Below are 17,258 nucleotides of genomic sequence, written 5' to 3'. Positions count from 1 at the left end.
TAGCGCCAGACTGTTTCTCTGGCATCTCGGAGGTATTGTGAAATTCGAACTGATCAAAAAAGAAGGCCGTGCGCGTCGTGGCCGTCTGGTTTTTGAACGTGGTACCGTAGAAACACCGGCATTTATGCCTGTGGGGACTTACGGCACCGTAAAAGGTATGACGCCGGAAGAAGTGGCCGATACCGGTGCACAAATCCTGTTGGGTAACACTTTCCACCTTTGGCTGCGCCCCGGTCAGGAAGTGATGCGCGCCCACGGTGACCTGCACGATTTTATGAACTGGCAGGGCCCTATTCTGACAGACTCCGGCGGTTTCCAGGTATTCAGTCTGGGCAAAATGCGCAAAATCACCGAAGAAGGCGTACATTTCCGCAACCCGGTTAACGGTGACAAGATTTTCATGGACGCAGAAAAGTCGATGGAAATTCAATACGATCTGGGCTCTGATATTGTGATGATCTTCGACGAATGTACGCCTTACCCGGCGACACACGAAGAAGCGAAGAAATCGATGGAAATGAGCTTGCGCTGGGCACAACGCAGCCGCAACCACTTTGACAAGCTGGGCAACAAAAACGCCCTGTTTGGTATTGTTCAGGGTTCTGTATACGAAGACCTGCGTGATATCTCTGTCGAAGGCCTGACCAAGATCGGTTTTGATGGTTATGCCGTGGGCGGTCTGGCAGTCGGTGAGCCAAAAGAAGATATGCATCGCGTTCTGGAACATACCTGTCCAAAACTGCCGGAAGACAAGCCACGTTACCTGATGGGGGTGGGTAAACCGGAAGATCTGGTGGAAGGCGTACGCCGTGGTATCGACATGTTCGACTGCGTGATGCCAACGCGGAATGCGCGCAACGGCCACCTGTTTGTGACCGGTGGTGTGATCAAGATCCGTAATGCGAAGTATAAAAACGACACAACTGCACTGGATCCAGAGTGTGACTGTTACACTTGCCGCAACTACAGCAAGGCGTATTTACATCATCTTGATCGCTGTAACGAAATTCTGGGCGCTCGCCTTAACACTATCCATAACCTGCGCTACTACCAGCGCCTGATGGAGAGTTTGCGTAACGCTATCGACGAAGGTAGATTAGAGACCTTTGTGAAAGAATTCTATGAACGCCGTGGCCGGGAAGTGCCACCGCTGAAAGAAGACTAAGACTGTTCACCCTCCGCGGCGTTGTTTGCGGGGGGCGACAATCTGGAAAATGTTCAAATTGATACGAGGACGTTACTGAATGTTTATTTCTCAAGCGCATGCAGCAGCAGAAGGCGCACCACAAGGTGGCGGTATGCAGCTATTTATCATGCTTGGCCTGTTTGCCGTTATCTTCTATTTCATGATCTACCGTCCACAGGCGAAACGTGTGAAAGAGCACAAAAACCTGATGGCATCGATGGGCAAGGGCGACGAAGTGCTGACTGGTGGCGGCCTGGTAGGTAAAATCACCAAGATTTCTGACGACAATGATTTCATCGTTATCGCACTGAGCGACAACAACGAAGTGACCATCAAAAAGGACTTTGTGACTGCTGTTCTGCCAAAAGGCACTATCCAGTCGCTGTAAATCCACAACCATAAAGGATCCTAGCAGTGCTAAACCGTTATCCTTTGTGGAAGTATATTATGGTGGTGTTGGTACTTTTTGTCGGCGCCCTGTATGCACTTCCCAATATTTACGGTGAAGATCCAGCGGTTCAAATCACCGGGGCGCGAGGCGCCTCGGTTGATCTCTCCACTCTGGACACCGTCAAATCTTCCCTCGAAAAAGACAAGATTCCTTACCAATCCATTGCGCTCGAAAACGGCACTGTACTGGTTCGTTTCTCTGATACCGATAATCAGATTGAAGCCCGTGACGCTTTAAACGACAAACTGAAAGACAATGATCTGGTTGTGGCGCTTAACCTTGCGCCTGCAACGCCTGACTGGCTGGAAGCGATTGGCGCCAACCCAATGAAACTGGGTTTGGACTTGCGTGGTGGCGTGCACTTCCTGATGGAAGTGGATATGGATGCCGCGATGGAAAAACTGCTCACCCAGCAGGAAGACACCTTCCGTACCGAACTGCGTGAAGCCAAAATCCGTTATCGTGGTATCCGTGTGGGTGGCAATGACAATATTGAAGTGATGTTGCGTAATGACGCGGATATGGAAAAGGCAGAACGTGAACTGGCAAGACTGCATCCTGATATGGTGTTCACCACTGACAGCGCCCGTTTTGCCGTTTCCGGAAAATTTACTGAAGAGCGTTTTCAGGAAATCCGAAACTATGCCGTAGAGCAGAACATCACTATCCTGCGTAACCGTGTTAACGAACTGGGTGTTGCTGAGCCATTAGTCCAGCGCCAAGGCGCAAGCCGTATCGTGGTTGAGCTGCCGGGTGTTCAGGACACTGCACGTGCGAAAGAAATTCTCGGTGCGACAGCAACGTTGGAGTTCCGTGAAGTCGATGACAGCGCTGACTTGGCGGCAGCTGCCGCAGGCCGTGTGCCACCGGGAAGCGAAATCAAATACACCCGCGACGGCCGTCCGGTTGTGTTGAAAAAGCGTGTGATTCTGGGTGGTTCAAGCATCACGGATGCGAGCTCTAGCTTCGACGAGTACAGCCGTCCGCAGGTTAACATTTCGCTGGACAGCGACGGCGGCAGCAAGATGGCAGCGTTCAGTAAGAACAATGTCGGCAAGCTGATGGCGACCGTGTTTGCGGAATACAAAGACAGCGGCAAGCGTGATGAAAACGGCAAGGTGATCCTCTCCAAGCATGAAGAGGTGATTAACCAGGCAACGATTCAGACTGCACTGGGCCGTAACTTCCGTATCACCGGTATTGACTCACAGGCGGAAGCACACAATCTTGCCCTGCTGCTGCGTGCCGGTGCTCTGATTGCGCCAATTTCTATTGTTGAAGAGCGCACTATCGGTCCATCTATGGGTCAACAGAATATTGATATGGGTATCAAAGCCTGTATCTGGGGTCTGCTGGCAGTTATGCTGTTTACGCTGGTTTACTACCGTCGCTTCGGTTTGTTTGCGAACTGTGCGCTGGCGGCGAACATTGTGCTGATTATTGGTGTGATGTCGATGATCCCGGGCGCAACCATGACGCTACCGGGCATTGCCGGTATCGTCCTGACCGTCGGTATGGCCGTTGATGCTAACGTGCTTATCTTTGAGCGTATCCGCGAGGAGCTCAACGAAGGGCGCAACCCGCAGCAAGCGATTCATCAGGGATACGCGAACGCATTCAGTACCATTGCCGATGCGAACATCACCACACTGATCACTGCCATCATCCTGTTTGCAGTGGGCACCGGTGCGGTGAAAGGCTTCGCGGTGACCTTGTCTATCGGTATCCTGACGTCTATGTTTACTGCAATTATCGGTACCCGTTGCCTGGTTAACCTGGTGTATGGCGGTAAGCGCATTAACAAGCTGTCGATTTAAGGAGGCATTGATATGTTTCAACTCTTAAAGCCTGACCTTAGCATCGACTTCATGCGTTGGTCTAAACCGGCATTTTTTCTGTCGGCATTGATGGTTGCTGCCTCTATTTTCAGCCTCTCGACTAAGTGGCTAAACTGGGGCCTTGATTTCACCGGCGGTACGCTGATTGAAGTGGGTTTTGAACAGCCAGCTGATTTGCCACTGATCCGTGAGTCTCTTCAGGCAAAAGGCTTTGGTGATGCCATCGTCCAGAACTTTGGTACGGCACGAGATGTCATGGTGCGCCTGCGCCCCCGTGACGATGTGCAGGGGGAATTACTGGGCAACCAAATCCTTGATGCGATCAAGGCGGGTACCGGTCAGGCAGTCGAAATGCGCCGTATTGAGTTCGTGGGCCCTAACGTCGGTGACGAACTGACAGAAGCGGGTGGCCTGGCAATTCTGGTGTCGTTGCTCTGTATCCTGCTGTACGTTTCCCTGCGCTTTGAATGGCGTTTGGCGGCGGGTGCTGTGGTTTCCCTCGCACATGACGTCATTATCACGCTTGGCATCTTCTCTTTCCTGCAGATTGAAGTGGACCTCACTATTGTAGCGGCGCTGTTGACGGTTGTTGGTTATTCTCTCAACGATACCATCGTGGTGTATGACCGTATCCGTGAGAATTTCCGTAAGATGCGCAAAGGTGATGCGTCCGAGATCGTGAATGCATCGGTATCGCAAACATTGAGTCGTACTTTGATCACGTCCGGTACCACCTTGTTTGTGGTGATCGCTCTCTTCTTACAGGGGGGGGCGATGATCCACGGCTTTGCGACTGCGTTGCTGATTGGTATTACTATCGGTACCTACTCTTCTATCTATGTGGCATCTGCGCTGGCACTTAAACTGGGTATTACCCGGGAGCACCTGCTACCACCACCTCCAGCGGAGAAAGAAGGCGAAGATTTCGATGCAATGCCATAATGGCAAGTTGAAATGATGAAATAGAAAACGGAGCTGAAAGGCTCCGTTTTTATATTTGCGGTTTTGGGGACGGGAAGGGCGGTCCTGGGCATTTAAAGAGCGGTCCTAGGTCCTAGGTCCTAGGAAGAGCAAAGAGCTTGACTCTATTCTGGCACCATCCAAAATCTTGCAGTCCCCAGTCCCCAGTCCCCAGTCCCCAGTCCCCAGTCCCCAGTCCCCAGTCCCCGGCTCTTCCAACCCAAACAAAAACGGCGTCCCGAAAGACGCCGTTTTCTTGATCCCGAAGATACTTATTTTTTCATCGCTTCATTCGCGTTGTCGCGAATTTTTGCCAGAATACCTTTCAGTACCCGTGGGTTAGCAGCAACGATATTGCCTGACTGAATGTAATCAGTACCGCCGGTGAAGTCTGTACACAGCGCGCCAGCTTCACGGGCGATAAGTTCACCGGCTGCGATGTCCCAAGGCTTCAGGCCCAGCTCGAAGAAGCCATCCACACGACCCGCAGCGACGTAACACAGATCCAGCGCCGCAGAACCGGTGCGGCGGAAGTCTGCACAGTCGATGAACAGTGCGCTAAGCACTTTCATAAAACCTTCTGAATGTTGCTTCGCTTTGAATGGGAAACCGGTTGCCAGAATGGTGCCGGACAAGTCTTTTGCTGTACCTACACGGATACGTTTGCTGTTCAGCTGTGCACCTGCGCCACGCTGGGCAGAGAACAGTTCGTTGCGGATAGGGTCGTAAACACACGCAATTTCAGTGCGGCCCTTAATGCGCAGGGCAATAGACACTGAGAAGTGCGGGAGGCGTTTAACAAAGTTAGTGGTGCCATCCAGTGGGTCGATGATCCATTGGTAATCTTTGTCTTTACCTGTAACCACTCCGGCTTCTTCCGCTACGATGTTGTGTTCAGGGTAAGACTTCTTGATGACGTCGATGATGATTTGTTCAGCGGCTTTGTCGATATTGGTAACAAAGTCGTTAGAGCCTTTCTGAATGGTTTCAACGTTATCAGCGTTTTCAGCAGATTTAGCGATAAAGTCGCCCGCCTTTCGCGCAGCGCGAATGGCAATGTTTAGCATAGGATGCATACGATTTTCCCAACGGATGTTAAAGAACGAAAAGCGGCGGGGAGTATATCAGAGCTGGGCTAAAAGGGAAGTGGTTATTTTTTGCCCGTCTGTGTTTGTTGCTGCGTGTAAAAAGGGCAAAACAAAAGTGGTTATGTTAGAATCCGGCCGCTTTATTTCCAAACCACAGCGTAACGCGGTTTGAATCCCTTTTCTTCGATGAAAATTAGCGATAGTTAAATGTTAGAAAATATTCGTATTGTGCTGGTAGGTACCACGCATTCGGGCAACATTGGCTCTGCCGCTCGCGCAATGAAAGTGATGGGGCTTAAACACATGGTGCTGGTTGCCCCTGAGTGTAAAGTGGACGGGCAGGCTATCGCGCTCGCTGCCGGTGCCAGCGATATTGCTAACAACGCACGAATTGTCGATACCGTGGAAGAAGCGGTGGCTGACTGCGGTCTGGTTATTGGTACCAGCGCGCGTAACCGTTCACTTGAATGGCCAATGCTGGATTCGCGTGAGTGCGGTATCAAGGCGATTGAAGAAGCCCCACAGCACCCGGTGGCCTTCGTGTTTGGTCGTGAGCGAACAGGCCTGACCAACGAAGAGTTACAGGCGTGCAACTTCCATGTTGCGATTCCAGCAAACCCGGCATACAGCTCACTGAACCTGGCGATGGCGGTACAAACGCTCTGTTACGAAGCGCGCATGGCTTGGCTCGACAGTCAGGCCTATAACGGTGAGGTGAAAGAGCAGTCCTATCCGCTGGCCGAAGATCTGGAACGTTTTTACGTGCACCTTGAGCAGGTATTGGACAAGACGGGGTTTATCAATAAATCCCATCCCGGCATGGTGATGACCAAGTTGCGTCGCCTGTTCAACCGGGCAAGGCCGGAAAGCCAGGAGTTGAATATTCTTCGTGGCGTACTTTCTTCGGTTGAAAAACAGATGAAAGAGGCGCAAAAATAACCTTTTTCACTCTGAGGTTAAAAGCCTGACTAAAATGGTAGGGTAAATACTTGACCATAATGGTCGGGTATGTCAGACTCTGAACATTACTCGCTCACAGGTAGGATGTTATGAGACTGACTTCCAAAGGTAGATATGCCGTTACTGCGATGCTCGATGTCGCGCTGCACTCCGAGGCGGGGCCTGTGCCTCTTGCTGATATTTCAGAGCGTCAGGGGATCTCTCTGTCATATCTGGAGCAACTGTTTTCCCGTCTTCGTAAAGCGGGTTTGGTATCCAGTGTGCGTGGTCCCGGTGGCGGTTACCGCTTAGGCGTCAGTGCCAACGAAATAGCCGTTGGCATGGTGATTGCCGCTGTTGATGAATCGGTCGATGCGACCAAGTGTCAGGGGAAAGGCGATTGCCAGGGGGGAACCCGTTGCCTGACTCACACACTATGGCGTGACTTGAGCGCCCGCATCAGCAGCTTTTTAAATGACATCACGCTCGGTGAACTGATGCAAGACAACGAAGTTAAGCAAGTGGCCGATCGTCAGGACTCTTCACTGGAGTCCCCTACGATTGTTAGACATGGTTTGAACGCCAATGGCAGCACATTGCCAACTACCAATCTGGGTGTGAATTTTCGCTCTTGATCTGTCGTGCCGGAGTACTTGGAGACACAAATGAAATTGCCAATCTATTTTGACTATTCAGCAACTTGCCCAGTGGATCCACGTGTTGCTGAGAAAATGATGCAGTACCTTACACTTGATGGTGTTTTTGGTAACCCAGCATCTCGCTCGCACCGTTTCGGCTGGCAGGCGGAAGAAGCCGTAGACACAGCCCGTGAGCACATCGCCAACTACCTGAATGCTGACCCACGTGAGATAGTGTTCACCTCAGGCGCGACAGAATCAGACAACCTGGCAATCAAGGGTGTGGCGCATTTCTATGGTAAGAAAGGCAAACACATCATTACCTGTAAAACTGAGCACAAAGCGGTGTTGGACCCATGTCGTCAGTTGGAGCGTGAAGGGTTTGAGGTGACTTACCTTGAGCCAGAATCTAACGGCATTATTGACCTGAATAAGCTAGCGGATGCGATTCGCGAAGACACCATTCTGGTTTCTATCATGCACGTGAACAACGAAATTGGTGTGATTCAGGATATTGCCGCTATCGGTGAACTGTGCCGCGAGCGCAACGTGGTTTTCCATGTAGACGCTGCCCAGTCTGTGGGTAAACTCCCGCTGGATACCCAGGAAATCAAAGTTGACCTGATATCAATGAGCGCACACAAAGTTTACGGTCCAAAAGGCATCGGCGCACTGTATGTCCGCCGTAAACCACGTATCCGCCTTGAAGCGCAAATGCACGGTGGCGGTCATGAACGTGGTTTCCGCTCCGGTACCCTGCCAACCCACCAGATCGTGGGTATGGGTGAAGCATTCCGTATCGCCAAAGAAGAGCTGGAAAAAGACATGGCGCACGCGCTGGCACTGCGCAACCGTTTCTACGAAGGCGTGAAAGATTTGGAAGCGGTTTACGTTAACGGCGATCTTGAGCAGCGTGTGGCATCGAACCTGAATGTAAGTTTTGCCTTTGTTGAAGGTGAATCGTTGCTGATGGCATTGAAAGATCTGGCAGTTTCTTCTGGTTCTGCATGTACATCTGCAAGTCTGGAGCCTTCTTATGTGCTGCGCGCCCTGGGTCTGGATGATGAACTGGCACACAGTTCAATTCGCTTTTCGTTTGGCCGCTTTACCACTGAAGAAGAAGTGGATCATGCGGTAGAGCAGATACGTAAAGCGGTGACCAAGCTGCGTGAAATGTCGCCCCTGTGGGACATGTACAAAGAAGGTATTGATTTGAGCACTGTTGAGTGGGCACACCACTAAGCGGTTTCAGGATTTTGAGGATAAGATCATGGCTTACAGTGAAAAAGTAATCGATCATTATGAAAATCCACGTAACGTGGGTGCGTTTGACAAGAACGATCCAAGCGTAGGTAGCGGCATGGTTGGCGCGCCGGCGTGTGGTGACGTCATGAAGCTGCAAATCAAAGTGAACGATCAGGGCATCATTGAAGATGCGAAGTTCAAAACTTACGGTTGTGGTTCTGCGATTGCGTCAAGCTCTCTGGTCACAGAGTGGGTGAAAGGCAAGTCTCTGGATGAAGCCGCAGCAATCAAAAATGCGGAAATCGCCGAAGAGCTTGAACTGCCACCGGTAAAAGTTCATTGCTCAATCCTCGCTGAAGATGCTATCAAAGCAGCAGTCAGCGACTACAAGAAAAAACACCAAGCTTAATACGTAAAAAAGGGTTGTTGTACATATGGCCATTACTATGACTGACGCGGCGGCATCTCGCGTTCGCACTTTCTTGGAAAATCGCGGAAAAGGCATCGGTCTCCGCCTTGGGGTTAGGACTTCAGGGTGCTCAGGAATGGCTTATGTATTGGAGTTCGTTGATGAGCTTCAGGAAGAAGACCAGGTCTTTGATCACGACGGGGTGAAAATCATCGTCGACAGCAAGAGCATGCTGTATCTTGATGGTACTGAGCTGGATTTTGCTAAAGAAGGCTTGAATGAAGGCTTCAAATTCAACAACCCTAACGTAAGTAGCGAGTGTGGTTGTGGCGAGAGCTTTAACGTTTAACTCGTGAGATGAAATGAATCATTTCGAACTATTCGGGCTATCATGTCAGTTTGAGCTGGATGGTAGCTCTCTTTCTTCGCAGTACCGCGAACTCCAGCGACGTTTTCATCCCGACAAATTCGCTACAGCATCCGAGAAGGATCGCCTGCAGGCGGTACAAAAAGCTGCGCAAATTAATGATGCTTACCAGACACTGAGTGATCCGGTGCGCCGGGCAGAATACCTGCTTTCCCTCAATGGCATTGAGCTTCGTGATGAGCAGCAAACCATGCAAGATCCCGAGTTTTTGATGCAGCAAATGGCACTGCGTGAAGAATTGGAGGAGATTGCAGACAGCGACGAGCCGGATGTATTGTTGTTTGACTTCGAACAGGGCGTGGAGAAACTCCACCGGGCGCTGCTGGCTGAACTGACAGAACAGCTTAACGGTAAACAATGGCCGGAAGCCGCAGTCAGTGTTCGCAAGCTCAAGTTCTTGGTCAAACTTAAGCGAGAAATCGAACGAATCGAAGATCGGCTGCTGGGTTAACAAGCGCGGCTGGTCAGGCTACAGGAACCAACATGGCACTGTTACAAATCGCAGAACCCGGTCAGAGTGCTGCGCCGCATCAACACAAGCTTGCGGTCGGTATTGATCTGGGGACAACCAACACGCTGGTGGCTTCTGTACGAAGCGGCACGGCGACGACCCTGAACGATCTGGATGGACGCGCGCTGATCCCGTCTGTTGTGCACTATGGCGAAAAAACCACGGTCGGTTACGATGCCAGGGCAATGTCTGAAACAGACAGCGCAAACACCATTTCTTCGGTAAAACGCATGATGGGACGCTCACTGGCAGATGTTCAGTCGCGTTACCCCAATCTCCCTTACTCACTCTCAGCGTCTGAAAATGGTCTGCCGCTGATCTCTACGCGTGCGGGCAAGAAAAACCCCATCGAAGTCTCCGCCGATATTCTGCGTGCTGTGAACGTACGGGCAGAAGAAGCGCTGGGCGGAAAGCTGGAAGGTGTGGTGATTACCGTGCCGGCTTACTTTGACGATGCACAGCGTGCTGGCACCAAAGATGCGGCCAAACTGGCTGGCCTCAATGTAATGCGTCTGCTGAACGAACCGACGGCAGCGGCGATCGCCTATGGCCTTGATTCGGGACAGGAAGGCGTGATTGCTGTTTATGATCTGGGTGGTGGCACGTTCGATATTTCAATTCTTCGCTTGTCCAAAGGTGTGTTTGAAGTGCTGTCAACGGGCGGTGATTCCGCACTGGGTGGTGATGACTTTGACCATCTGGTGGCTGACTGGATTATTGAGCAAGCGGGTTTCGGTGCGCTATCCGGTGATGACCGTGCGCGACTGATGAATGCTGCCAACAGTGCGAAAGTGGCGTTGAGCGACGGTGACAGTGCAGAGATTGAGGTGCTGGGCTGGAAAGGCTTATTGGGCCGTGCGCAGTTTGATGACTTGATTGGCGCCTTAGTGAAGAAAACCCTGCTGTCTTGCCGCCGCGCGCTGAAGGATGCTGGCGTTTCTGCTGAAGACGTGTTGGAAGTGGTGATGGTGGGTGGTTCAACCCGTGTACCTCTGGTGCGTGAAAAAGTGGGTGAATTCTTTGGCCGTACACCACTGACCAGTATCGATCCGGACAAAGTGGTGGCGATTGGTGCTGCGACGCAGGCGGATATCCTGGTGGGTAACAAGCCAGATGGCGAAATGTTGCTGCTGGATGTGATCCCACTGTCTCTTGGCATTGAAACCATGGGTGGTCTGGTAGAAAAAATCATTCCACGTAACACCACCATTCCTGTGGCCCGTGCGCAGGAGTTCACTACCTTCAAAGATGGCCAGACTGGCATGAAAGTGCACGTGGTTCAGGGCGAGCGTGAAATGGTGGATGATTGCCGTTCACTGGCGAATTTCACCCTGAAAGGCATTCCGCCAATGGCGGCGGGCGCGGCACATATCCTCGTGACCTATCAGGTTGATGCTGACGGCTTGCTGTCTGTCACCGCGATGGAAAAGAGCACTCAGGTGCAGGCATCGATTCAGGTAAAACCGTCTTATGGCCTGAGTGATACCGAAATTGCTGACATGATCAAATCTTCTTTTACCCATGCCAGGGAAGACAAAGACGCCCGTTATCTGGCGGAGCAACGTGTTGAAGCGGACCGCGTGATAGAAGGTTTGCTGGTCGCCATGCAAGCTGATGGTGAAGCGCTGTTGTCCGAACAGGAACAGCAAGAACTGGTAAAAGCGATTGAAGCGCTGATTGCCCTGCGTAACGGTGACGATGCTGCAGCCATAGAGCAAGGCATTAAAGATACAGATAAAGCGAGTCAGGAATTTGCCTCACGCCGTATGGACAAATCCATCCGTGAAGCGCTGGCTGGCCATTCGATTGACGAGGTGTAAACATGCCAAAGATTGTTGTTCTGCCACATCAGGATCTCTGTCCAGAAGGCGCAGTGCTGGAGGCAAAGACGGGTGAAACTGTGCTGGATGTTGCGTTGCGCAACGGCATTGCGATTGAACATGCGTGTGAGAAATCGTGCGCTTGCACGACATGCCATGTGGTTATCCGTGAGGGATTTGACTCACTGGATGAGAGTGATGAGCTGGAAGACGACATGCTGGATAAAGCCTGGGGACTGGAGCCTGAGTCCCGTCTTGGCTGTCAGGCGAAAGTGGCAGATGAAGATCTGGTTGTTGAGATCCCGCGCTACACGCTGAACCACGCTGCTGAAAACCACTAAGCACGAAAACAAAACGGAGTAGATACGATGAGCCTGACATGGACTGATTCGCGGGATATCGCGATTGAGCTGGTAGAGAAATTTCCGGATACTGACCCAAAAACCGTGCGTTTCACTGACCTGCACCGTTGGGTGACAGAGCTTGAGGATTTCTCTGACGACCCAAATCGCTCCAACGAGAAAATCCTGGAGGCAATCATCCTGTGCTGGATGGAAGAAATGGATTAAAGCGCTTGTCTTAGGGCTTTAATACAGGCAAATTGCAGTTATCCAAGCGGGCGTTATGCCCGCTTTGCTTTATGGCTCATATCACTGTTGTCCCTGATGACAAGGTGATGGAACCTTTCTGATAAAACGTCATAACGATGGCGTAGTCTAAAAGAAAATATCAGCCTAAATTTTATGCCTCGCAACGAAGCCGGGGTGACAGGAAAAAGGAGTTCAGCATGACTGACAAAATGCATGTGATGTTATCCCACGAACCAGCCGGTGATGTCTGGGGGACGAATGCGGTGGTTTCATTTGATCAGCACGGTGCCGTTGTTCATGCCACGGGGGATGACCGGCTGACGCTGGTACAGCAAGCTGCACGTAAGTTGGATACGCAGGGCATTCGCAACGTGGCTCTGAAGGGGGATAACTGGGATTTGGAAACGGCCTGGGCATTTTATCAGGGATTACGCGGACCGAAACCCGGCTTTGAGTTCACGGCGCCAAGTCTGGATGAAGCGGCGCAGAAAACACTGAACGACCGCATGACGATCACTGATTGGGTCCGCCAAATCATCAATGAAACCGCAGAGGACGTCGGGCCGCAACAACTCGCGGTCCGTGCCGGTGAGTTTATCAAGTCTCTGGCGCTCAATCCTGAGCATGTCACGTATAAAATTGTGTCCGGTGCTGATCTGCTGGAGCAAGGATGGGTGGGCATCCATACAGTTGGCCGTGGCTCGGCACGCAAGCCGGCAATGTTGCAACTGGATTATAACCCAACCGGCGATGAAAACGCGGAGGTGTTTGCCTGTATCATTGGTAAGGGTATCACCTTTGACTCTGGCGGTTATAGTATCAAACAATCCAGCTTTATGGATGCGATGAAAGCAGACATGGGCGGGGCGGCCATGGCAACCGGCGGTCTGGGACTGGCCGTGGCGCAGGGCCTGAACAAACGCGTGAAACTGATCCTTTGTTGCGCAGAAAACATGATCTCCAGTAATGCCTACAAGTTGGGCGATATTATTACTTACAAAAACGGGGTGACCGTGGAAGTGCTGAACTCGGATGCGGAAGGCCGACTGGTGCTGGCAGATGGCCTGCTTTACGCGAACGAGTTCAAACCGGCGTTGACCATTGATTGTGCAACCCTGACCGGTGCTGCGAAAATGGCGTTGGGTAACGATTACCACGCCCTGTTCAGTTTTGACCAGGCACTGGCGCAGCGTTTCCTGAAAGCGGCAGAGGCGGAAAACGAAGGCATGTGGCAACTGCCACTGGCGGAATTCCACCGTCAGATGTTGCCATCAAATTTTGCCGATCTGGCGAATGTCGGTTCGGGGCAATATTCACCGGGTGCCAGCACGGCGGCGGCATTCCTGTCATATTTTGTTGAGGATTATCATAAAGGCTGGGTTCACCTTGATTGCTCCGGCACGTACCGTAAAACCGCAAGCGACAAGTGGGCGGTGGGCGCGACTGGCATGGGTGTGAAGACGCTGGCACGTATCCTGATAAATGAATCAAGCTTGTCGTCGTACTAAAAGTCAGGTGTTTTATCAACACAGTTAACGGTTACGCAATGCCAGTATGGGGTCTGGCATTATGCTCTGATAGGCTACCTTTGCGAATACAAATAGATAGCCTCTAAAACTGGCAATCTGATATAGAAAGATAATAAGGAAGATAGAATGACTGTTGAGCGCACTTTTTCGATCGTTAAGCCTGATGCCGTGAAACGCAATCTGATTGGCGCGATCTATCAGCGCATAGAAACCGCAGGACTGCAAATTGTCGCCGCAAAAATGCTGCATTTGACCAAGGAGCAGGCGCAAGGCTTTTATGCCGAGCATGAAGGTAAACCTTTCTATGAAGGGTTAGTGGCATTTATGACTTCGGGCCCTGTGATGGTACAGGTGCTGGAAGGAAGAGATGCCATTATCCGCTACCGTGAACTGATGGGGAAAACCAATCCGGATGAAGCCGCATGCGGTACCCTGCGTGCGGATTTTGCTGAAAGCATGAGTTTTAACTCGGTACATGGTTCAGACAGCCCGGCATCGGCAGAACGTGAGATTGCCTACTTTTTTTCCGCTGATGAGATTTGCCCACGTACAGCGTAATCGTCTCACGAACATGATAAAAGGAGAGCCTTGGCTCTCCTTTTGCGTATCTGGTACTGATAATGACAACAAAACCCTGTCGGTAACAGGTGGAATCCAGATCACAAAGGCTGTACAATTTCGCGCCTTGATTTGAGGCGAATCGCCATTGACCAGTCAAATAAAGTGAGAGGCTGGTGTGATTCCTGATTTACTGTTCACGAGGCAATCTGATGACAACAGAAAAAATCAATCTGCTGGATTTCGATCGACAGGCGCTGCGTGCGTTTTTCGCCGAAGAGTTAGGCGAAAAGGCGTTCCGTGCCGATCAGATCATGAAGTGGATGTACCATTTTGGTGTTGATGATTTCGATCAGATGACCAACATCAATAAAGTGCTTCGTGAAAAACTCAAAGCGCGTTGTGAAATCCGTGCGCCGGAAGTCAGCGCTGCCCAGTATTCTGCTGATGGCACCATCAAATGGGCAATGCGCGTTGGCAACCAGGACGTTGAAACGGTGTATATCCCGGAAGATGATCGTGCCACCCTGTGTGTCTCTTCCCAGGTCGGTTGTGCGCTGGATTGTAAATTCTGTTCAACCGCACAGCAGGGTTTTAACCGCAACCTGAAGGTGTCTGAAATCATCGGACAGGTTTGGCGCGCGGCAAAAGAAATTGGTGTGGAAAAAGAGACCGGCCGCCGTCCTATCACCAATGTAGTGATGATGGGCATGGGTGAGCCGTTGTTGAACATGAAAAACCTGATCCCTGCTTTGAACCTGATGCTTGATGATCTAGGTTATGGCCTGTCCAAACGCCGAGTCACCGTATCAACCTCTGGTGTGGTGTCAGGATTGGAGCAGATGATTGGCAAGATTGACGTTGCACTGGCGATTTCGCTGCATGCGCCGAATGACGAACTGCGCAGTCAAATCATGCCTATCAACGATCGCTATGATATTGAAACGTTTTTGGCGTCGGTTCGCCGCTATATTGCATCATCAAATGCCAACCGTGGTCGCGTGACGGTTGAGTATATCTTATTGGATCACGTGAACGATGATATGGAGCATGCGCGTCAACTCGCAGAGCTGTTAAAAGATACGCCGGCGAAGATAAACCTGATTCCTTTTAACCCTTATCCTGGGTCACCATATAAGAAGCCGAGTAATTCCCGCATTGACCGTTTCCAGAAAACACTGATGCAATACGATTACACGGTCATCGTTCGTAAGACCCGTGGCGACGACATCGACGCGGCATGCGGCCAGCTTGTCGGCGATGTGATTGACCGAACTAAACGCACGCAAAACAGACTGAATATTGAGGAGAAAATTCCTGTCAAATCAGTCTGATTGCACAGATTGACAGGATGGGATGATGGCAAGGACGCTTAGCGCTCTGTTATTGATGGGATTATTATCTGGTTGTGTCACAGTAACGGAGAAGCAAAACAACACGAAGTTTGATAGCATTGATGCAGCAGAATCCAGAATTACGCTTGGGTTGGCCTATTTGAAAGCCGGTCAATGGGAGCGGGCAAGGCAAAATCTTGAAACAGCCGTACAGTTTGCCCCTAAATACTATCGCTCCCGTATCAGTTTTGCCTACTATCTTCAGGAAGTCGGCGAACATGACCAAGCGGAAGAACAATACAAAACAGCGTTGCGTCATTCGCCACAAAATGGTGACGTTCGGAATAATTACGGCGTATTCTTGTGTCGTCAGGAACGTTATGACGAAGCGCAACGGGCGTTTGCCAAGGCTATTGAGCAGCCATACTATTACAAGTTATCCGGCAGTTATGAAAATGCCGCCCTTTGTGCGTTGAAAGAGGGGGATCGCGATAGCGCTAAAGTGTGGTTTGCTAAAGCCATTGATCATGAGCCGAACAGGCCTTTGTCTTCTGTAAAACTCGCCCAAATGGAAGTGGAAGATAATCAACTCAACGAAGCCAGAATTCGTTTATTCCATTTCCATAAACGCTACGGCTATAAGCCAGCGACGCTGTTAATACTGACTGAATTGGAAAATAAAGCAGGACGGCCAGGCCAGGCGGAGCGTTATGCAAACCTGTTGGCCAACACGTTTCCCGAATCAAGAGAATATAGACAGTACCTAACGAATGAATAATGAATACAACGAAGAACTGCCGATAAACGTAGAATCCACGCACCCAGGTATGGCCTTAAGAGAAGCCCGTGAAGCGATTGGGCTGTCTGATCAGGATGTCGCAGATCGCTTGAGACTTCGTGTTTCCGTTATTCAAGATCTGGAAGAAAATTGCTGTGATGACGAGAAGATCACAACGTTCACACGTGGGTACATCCGCTCCTATTCCAAACTTGTCGGTCTGAATGCCGATGAATTGCTGAGCACGTTTAATCCCGCCCCCGATGCGGAAGACAGTACGCAGAAAATGCAAAGTTTTTCGCGTAAAACCCGTCGTGACCAGCATGACAGCCGGGTAATGGGGCTGACCTGGGTGATCTTGGCCGCTGTGATAGGATTGACGGCTTTCTGGTGGTGGCAGAACCAGCAAAATGACCTTTTACTTCCTCTGCCGGAAAGCAGTGGTCTGCCGGTGTCTTCGAACACTGAAGCCGCCCCGGCGGTAGCGAAGGCCGATGAAGATACACCTCAGTCCGCATCGGCAGCAGAAAGCACTGATGCGCCAGCGTCGGCTCCTGATGTGATGTCCCCCGAACCTACTGACGTTATTGTTGAAAACACGGCCCCTGTTGTGACAGATGCAGAGCCGATGGCGGCAGCACAGGTTAATGTCGATGAACTTTCACAGCCGGAAACTGCAGTAGTGGAAGATCCCGTTACTGCGTCATCCAACATGACGTTGTCATTCAGTGGTGATTGTTGGGTGGATATCCGTGATGCCAGTGGCAAACGCCTGTTGACAGGGATAAAATCCAGTGGTGAAACCGTTGAACTGTCCGGTGAAGCGCCGTTTAAGTTGGTGCTTGGTGCACCAGCGGCAGTAAATCTTGTCTACGATGGCGAGAAAGTTGATCTGAGTGGCTACCCATCAGGGCGGGTAGCGCGTTTGAGCCTTCCGAAGTAATCCAGAGTACACCG

19 protein-coding genes are annotated in these 17,258 nt (G+C 51.0%); 18 read left to right on the top strand and 1 reads right to left on the bottom strand.

Annotation, left to right across the window (positions count from 1 at the left end; genetic code table 11):
- Nucleotides 1–37 precede the first annotated feature (37 nt).
- The 4 genes from tgt to secF all read left to right on the top strand — a co-directional run bounded on the left by tgt (nucleotide 38) and on the right by secF (nucleotide 4,417).
- The gene (tgt, locus tag AC6IB1_RS13535) at nucleotides 38–1,165 is read left to right on the top strand and encodes a tRNA guanosine(34) transglycosylase Tgt (RefSeq protein WP_114995885.1); all 1,128 of its coding nucleotides are present in this window, start codon (nucleotides 38–40) and stop codon (nucleotides 1,163–1,165) included.
- Nucleotides 1,166–1,244: 79 nt separating this feature from the next.
- Complete coding sequence (yajC, locus tag AC6IB1_RS13530) at nucleotides 1,245–1,574, top strand: preprotein translocase subunit YajC (protein ID WP_002536925.1); 330 nt, start codon at nucleotides 1,245–1,247, stop codon at nucleotides 1,572–1,574.
- Nucleotides 1,575–1,600: 26 nt separating this feature from the next.
- Nucleotides 1,601–3,454 (top strand): protein translocase subunit SecD, encoded by a 1,854-nt coding sequence (gene secD, locus AC6IB1_RS13525; RefSeq protein WP_497567088.1) that lies wholly within the window; start codon nucleotides 1,601–1,603, stop codon nucleotides 3,452–3,454.
- 12 nt (nucleotides 3,455–3,466) lie between these two features.
- Nucleotides 3,467–4,417, top strand: a complete 951-nt coding sequence (gene secF / locus AC6IB1_RS13520; RefSeq protein ID WP_497567087.1) for a protein translocase subunit SecF — start codon at nucleotides 3,467–3,469, stop codon at nucleotides 4,415–4,417.
- 290 nt (nucleotides 4,418–4,707) lie between these two features.
- Here the strand turns inward: secF and suhB are convergent, their stop codons facing one another.
- A complete protein-coding gene (gene suhB, locus AC6IB1_RS13515; protein WP_497567086.1) occupies nucleotides 4,708–5,511 on the bottom strand; it encodes an inositol-1-monophosphatase in 804 nt (267 codons plus the stop codon).
- Nucleotides 5,512–5,730: 219 nt separating this feature from the next.
- Here suhB and trmJ point away from each other — a divergent pair, with 219 nt between their 5' ends.
- From trmJ to rodZ, 14 genes are all read left to right on the top strand, one after another.
- On the top strand, nucleotides 5,731–6,462 hold the full coding sequence (trmJ, locus tag AC6IB1_RS13510) for a tRNA (cytosine(32)/uridine(32)-2'-O)-methyltransferase TrmJ (RefSeq protein ID WP_497567085.1): 732 nt from the start codon (nucleotides 5,731–5,733) through the stop codon (nucleotides 6,460–6,462).
- A gap of 110 nt (nucleotides 6,463–6,572) precedes the next feature.
- Nucleotides 6,573–7,097, top strand: a complete 525-nt coding sequence (gene iscR / locus AC6IB1_RS13505) for a Fe-S cluster assembly transcriptional regulator IscR (protein WP_497567084.1) — start codon at nucleotides 6,573–6,575, stop codon at nucleotides 7,095–7,097.
- Between the two features lie 30 nt (nucleotides 7,098–7,127).
- Entirely contained in the window at nucleotides 7,128–8,342 is a 1,215-nt protein-coding gene (locus tag AC6IB1_RS13500; RefSeq protein ID WP_497567083.1) for an IscS subfamily cysteine desulfurase, read from the top strand.
- A 28-nt stretch (nucleotides 8,343–8,370) separates the two neighbouring features.
- On the top strand, nucleotides 8,371–8,754 hold the full coding sequence (gene iscU / locus AC6IB1_RS13495; protein ID WP_005503761.1) for a Fe-S cluster assembly scaffold IscU: 384 nt from the start codon (nucleotides 8,371–8,373) through the stop codon (nucleotides 8,752–8,754).
- A 25-nt stretch (nucleotides 8,755–8,779) separates the two neighbouring features.
- Entirely contained in the window at nucleotides 8,780–9,103 is a 324-nt protein-coding gene (gene iscA, locus AC6IB1_RS13490; protein ID WP_497567082.1) for an iron-sulfur cluster assembly protein IscA, read from the top strand.
- A 13-nt stretch (nucleotides 9,104–9,116) separates the two neighbouring features.
- Nucleotides 9,117–9,632: a co-chaperone HscB gene (hscB, locus tag AC6IB1_RS13485; RefSeq protein WP_497567081.1), complete on the top strand. Its 516-nt coding sequence runs from the start codon at nucleotides 9,117–9,119 to the stop codon at nucleotides 9,630–9,632.
- 32 nt (nucleotides 9,633–9,664) lie between these two features.
- Nucleotides 9,665–11,512, top strand: a complete 1,848-nt coding sequence (hscA, locus tag AC6IB1_RS13480) for a Fe-S protein assembly chaperone HscA (protein WP_497567080.1) — start codon at nucleotides 9,665–9,667, stop codon at nucleotides 11,510–11,512.
- A 2-nt stretch (nucleotides 11,513–11,514) separates the two neighbouring features.
- Nucleotides 11,515–11,853 carry an ISC system 2Fe-2S type ferredoxin gene (gene fdx, locus AC6IB1_RS13475; protein WP_005503756.1) on the top strand — a complete coding sequence of 113 codons (339 nt, stop codon included), beginning with the start codon at nucleotides 11,515–11,517 and terminating at the stop codon, nucleotides 11,851–11,853.
- A 33-nt stretch (nucleotides 11,854–11,886) separates the two neighbouring features.
- Nucleotides 11,887–12,081 carry a Fe-S cluster assembly protein IscX gene (gene iscX, locus AC6IB1_RS13470; protein ID WP_172465037.1) on the top strand — a complete coding sequence of 65 codons (195 nt, stop codon included), beginning with the start codon at nucleotides 11,887–11,889 and terminating at the stop codon, nucleotides 12,079–12,081.
- Between the two features lie 218 nt (nucleotides 12,082–12,299).
- A complete protein-coding gene (pepB, locus tag AC6IB1_RS13465; protein WP_497567079.1) occupies nucleotides 12,300–13,610 on the top strand; it encodes an aminopeptidase PepB in 1,311 nt (436 codons plus the stop codon).
- Between the two features lie 147 nt (nucleotides 13,611–13,757).
- Nucleotides 13,758–14,189, top strand: a complete 432-nt coding sequence (gene ndk, locus AC6IB1_RS13460) for a nucleoside-diphosphate kinase (protein WP_005503753.1) — start codon at nucleotides 13,758–13,760, stop codon at nucleotides 14,187–14,189.
- A gap of 212 nt (nucleotides 14,190–14,401) precedes the next feature.
- The gene (gene rlmN, locus AC6IB1_RS13455) at nucleotides 14,402–15,523 is read left to right on the top strand and encodes a dual-specificity RNA methyltransferase RlmN (RefSeq protein WP_497567078.1); all 1,122 of its coding nucleotides are present in this window, start codon (nucleotides 14,402–14,404) and stop codon (nucleotides 15,521–15,523) included.
- Nucleotides 15,524–15,548: 25 nt separating this feature from the next.
- Nucleotides 15,549–16,301: a type IV pilus biogenesis/stability protein PilW gene (gene pilW / locus AC6IB1_RS13450; RefSeq protein WP_497567077.1), complete on the top strand. Its 753-nt coding sequence runs from the start codon at nucleotides 15,549–15,551 to the stop codon at nucleotides 16,299–16,301.
- A complete protein-coding gene (gene rodZ / locus AC6IB1_RS13445) occupies nucleotides 16,294–17,244 on the top strand; it encodes a cytoskeleton protein RodZ (protein WP_497567076.1) in 951 nt (316 codons plus the stop codon). Before pilW ends, rodZ begins: the two co-directional genes overlap by 8 nt.
- Nucleotides 17,245–17,258 lie beyond the last annotated feature (14 nt).

It is taken from the genome of Grimontia sp. THUN1695, from assembly GCF_059704325.2.
This window is presented reverse-complemented; position numbering and strand designations above follow the sequence as displayed.

Bases quoted from the DNA above. Each gene is read 5' to 3' on its own strand.
- pepB (WP_497567079.1), top strand. From the start codon at position 12,300: ATGACTGACAAAATGCATGTGATGTTATCCCACGAACCAGCCGGTGAT.
- AC6IB1_RS13500 (WP_497567083.1), top strand. From the start codon at position 7,128: ATGAAATTGCCAATCTATTTTGACTATTCAGCAACTTGCCCAGTGGAT.
- iscU (WP_005503761.1), top strand. From the start codon at position 8,371: ATGGCTTACAGTGAAAAAGTAATCGATCATTATGAAAATCCACGTAAC.
- secF (WP_497567087.1), top strand. From the start codon at position 3,467: ATGTTTCAACTCTTAAAGCCTGACCTTAGCATCGACTTCATGCGTTGG.
- suhB (WP_497567086.1), bottom strand. From the start codon at position 5,511: ATGCATCCTATGCTAAACATTGCCATTCGCGCTGCGCGAAAGGCGGGC.
- trmJ (WP_497567085.1), top strand. From the start codon at position 5,731: ATGTTAGAAAATATTCGTATTGTGCTGGTAGGTACCACGCATTCGGGC.
- fdx (WP_005503756.1), top strand. From the start codon at position 11,515: ATGCCAAAGATTGTTGTTCTGCCACATCAGGATCTCTGTCCAGAAGGC.
- rodZ (WP_497567076.1), top strand. From the start codon at position 16,294: ATGAATAATGAATACAACGAAGAACTGCCGATAAACGTAGAATCCACG.
- pilW (WP_497567077.1), top strand. From the start codon at position 15,549: ATGGCAAGGACGCTTAGCGCTCTGTTATTGATGGGATTATTATCTGGT.
- yajC (WP_002536925.1), top strand. From the start codon at position 1,245: ATGTTTATTTCTCAAGCGCATGCAGCAGCAGAAGGCGCACCACAAGGT.
- hscB (WP_497567081.1), top strand. From the start codon at position 9,117: ATGAATCATTTCGAACTATTCGGGCTATCATGTCAGTTTGAGCTGGAT.
- rlmN (WP_497567078.1), top strand. From the start codon at position 14,402: ATGACAACAGAAAAAATCAATCTGCTGGATTTCGATCGACAGGCGCTG.
- ndk (WP_005503753.1), top strand. From the start codon at position 13,758: ATGACTGTTGAGCGCACTTTTTCGATCGTTAAGCCTGATGCCGTGAAA.
- iscA (WP_497567082.1), top strand. From the start codon at position 8,780: ATGGCCATTACTATGACTGACGCGGCGGCATCTCGCGTTCGCACTTTC.
- hscA (WP_497567080.1), top strand. From the start codon at position 9,665: ATGGCACTGTTACAAATCGCAGAACCCGGTCAGAGTGCTGCGCCGCAT.
- iscR (WP_497567084.1), top strand. From the start codon at position 6,573: ATGAGACTGACTTCCAAAGGTAGATATGCCGTTACTGCGATGCTCGAT.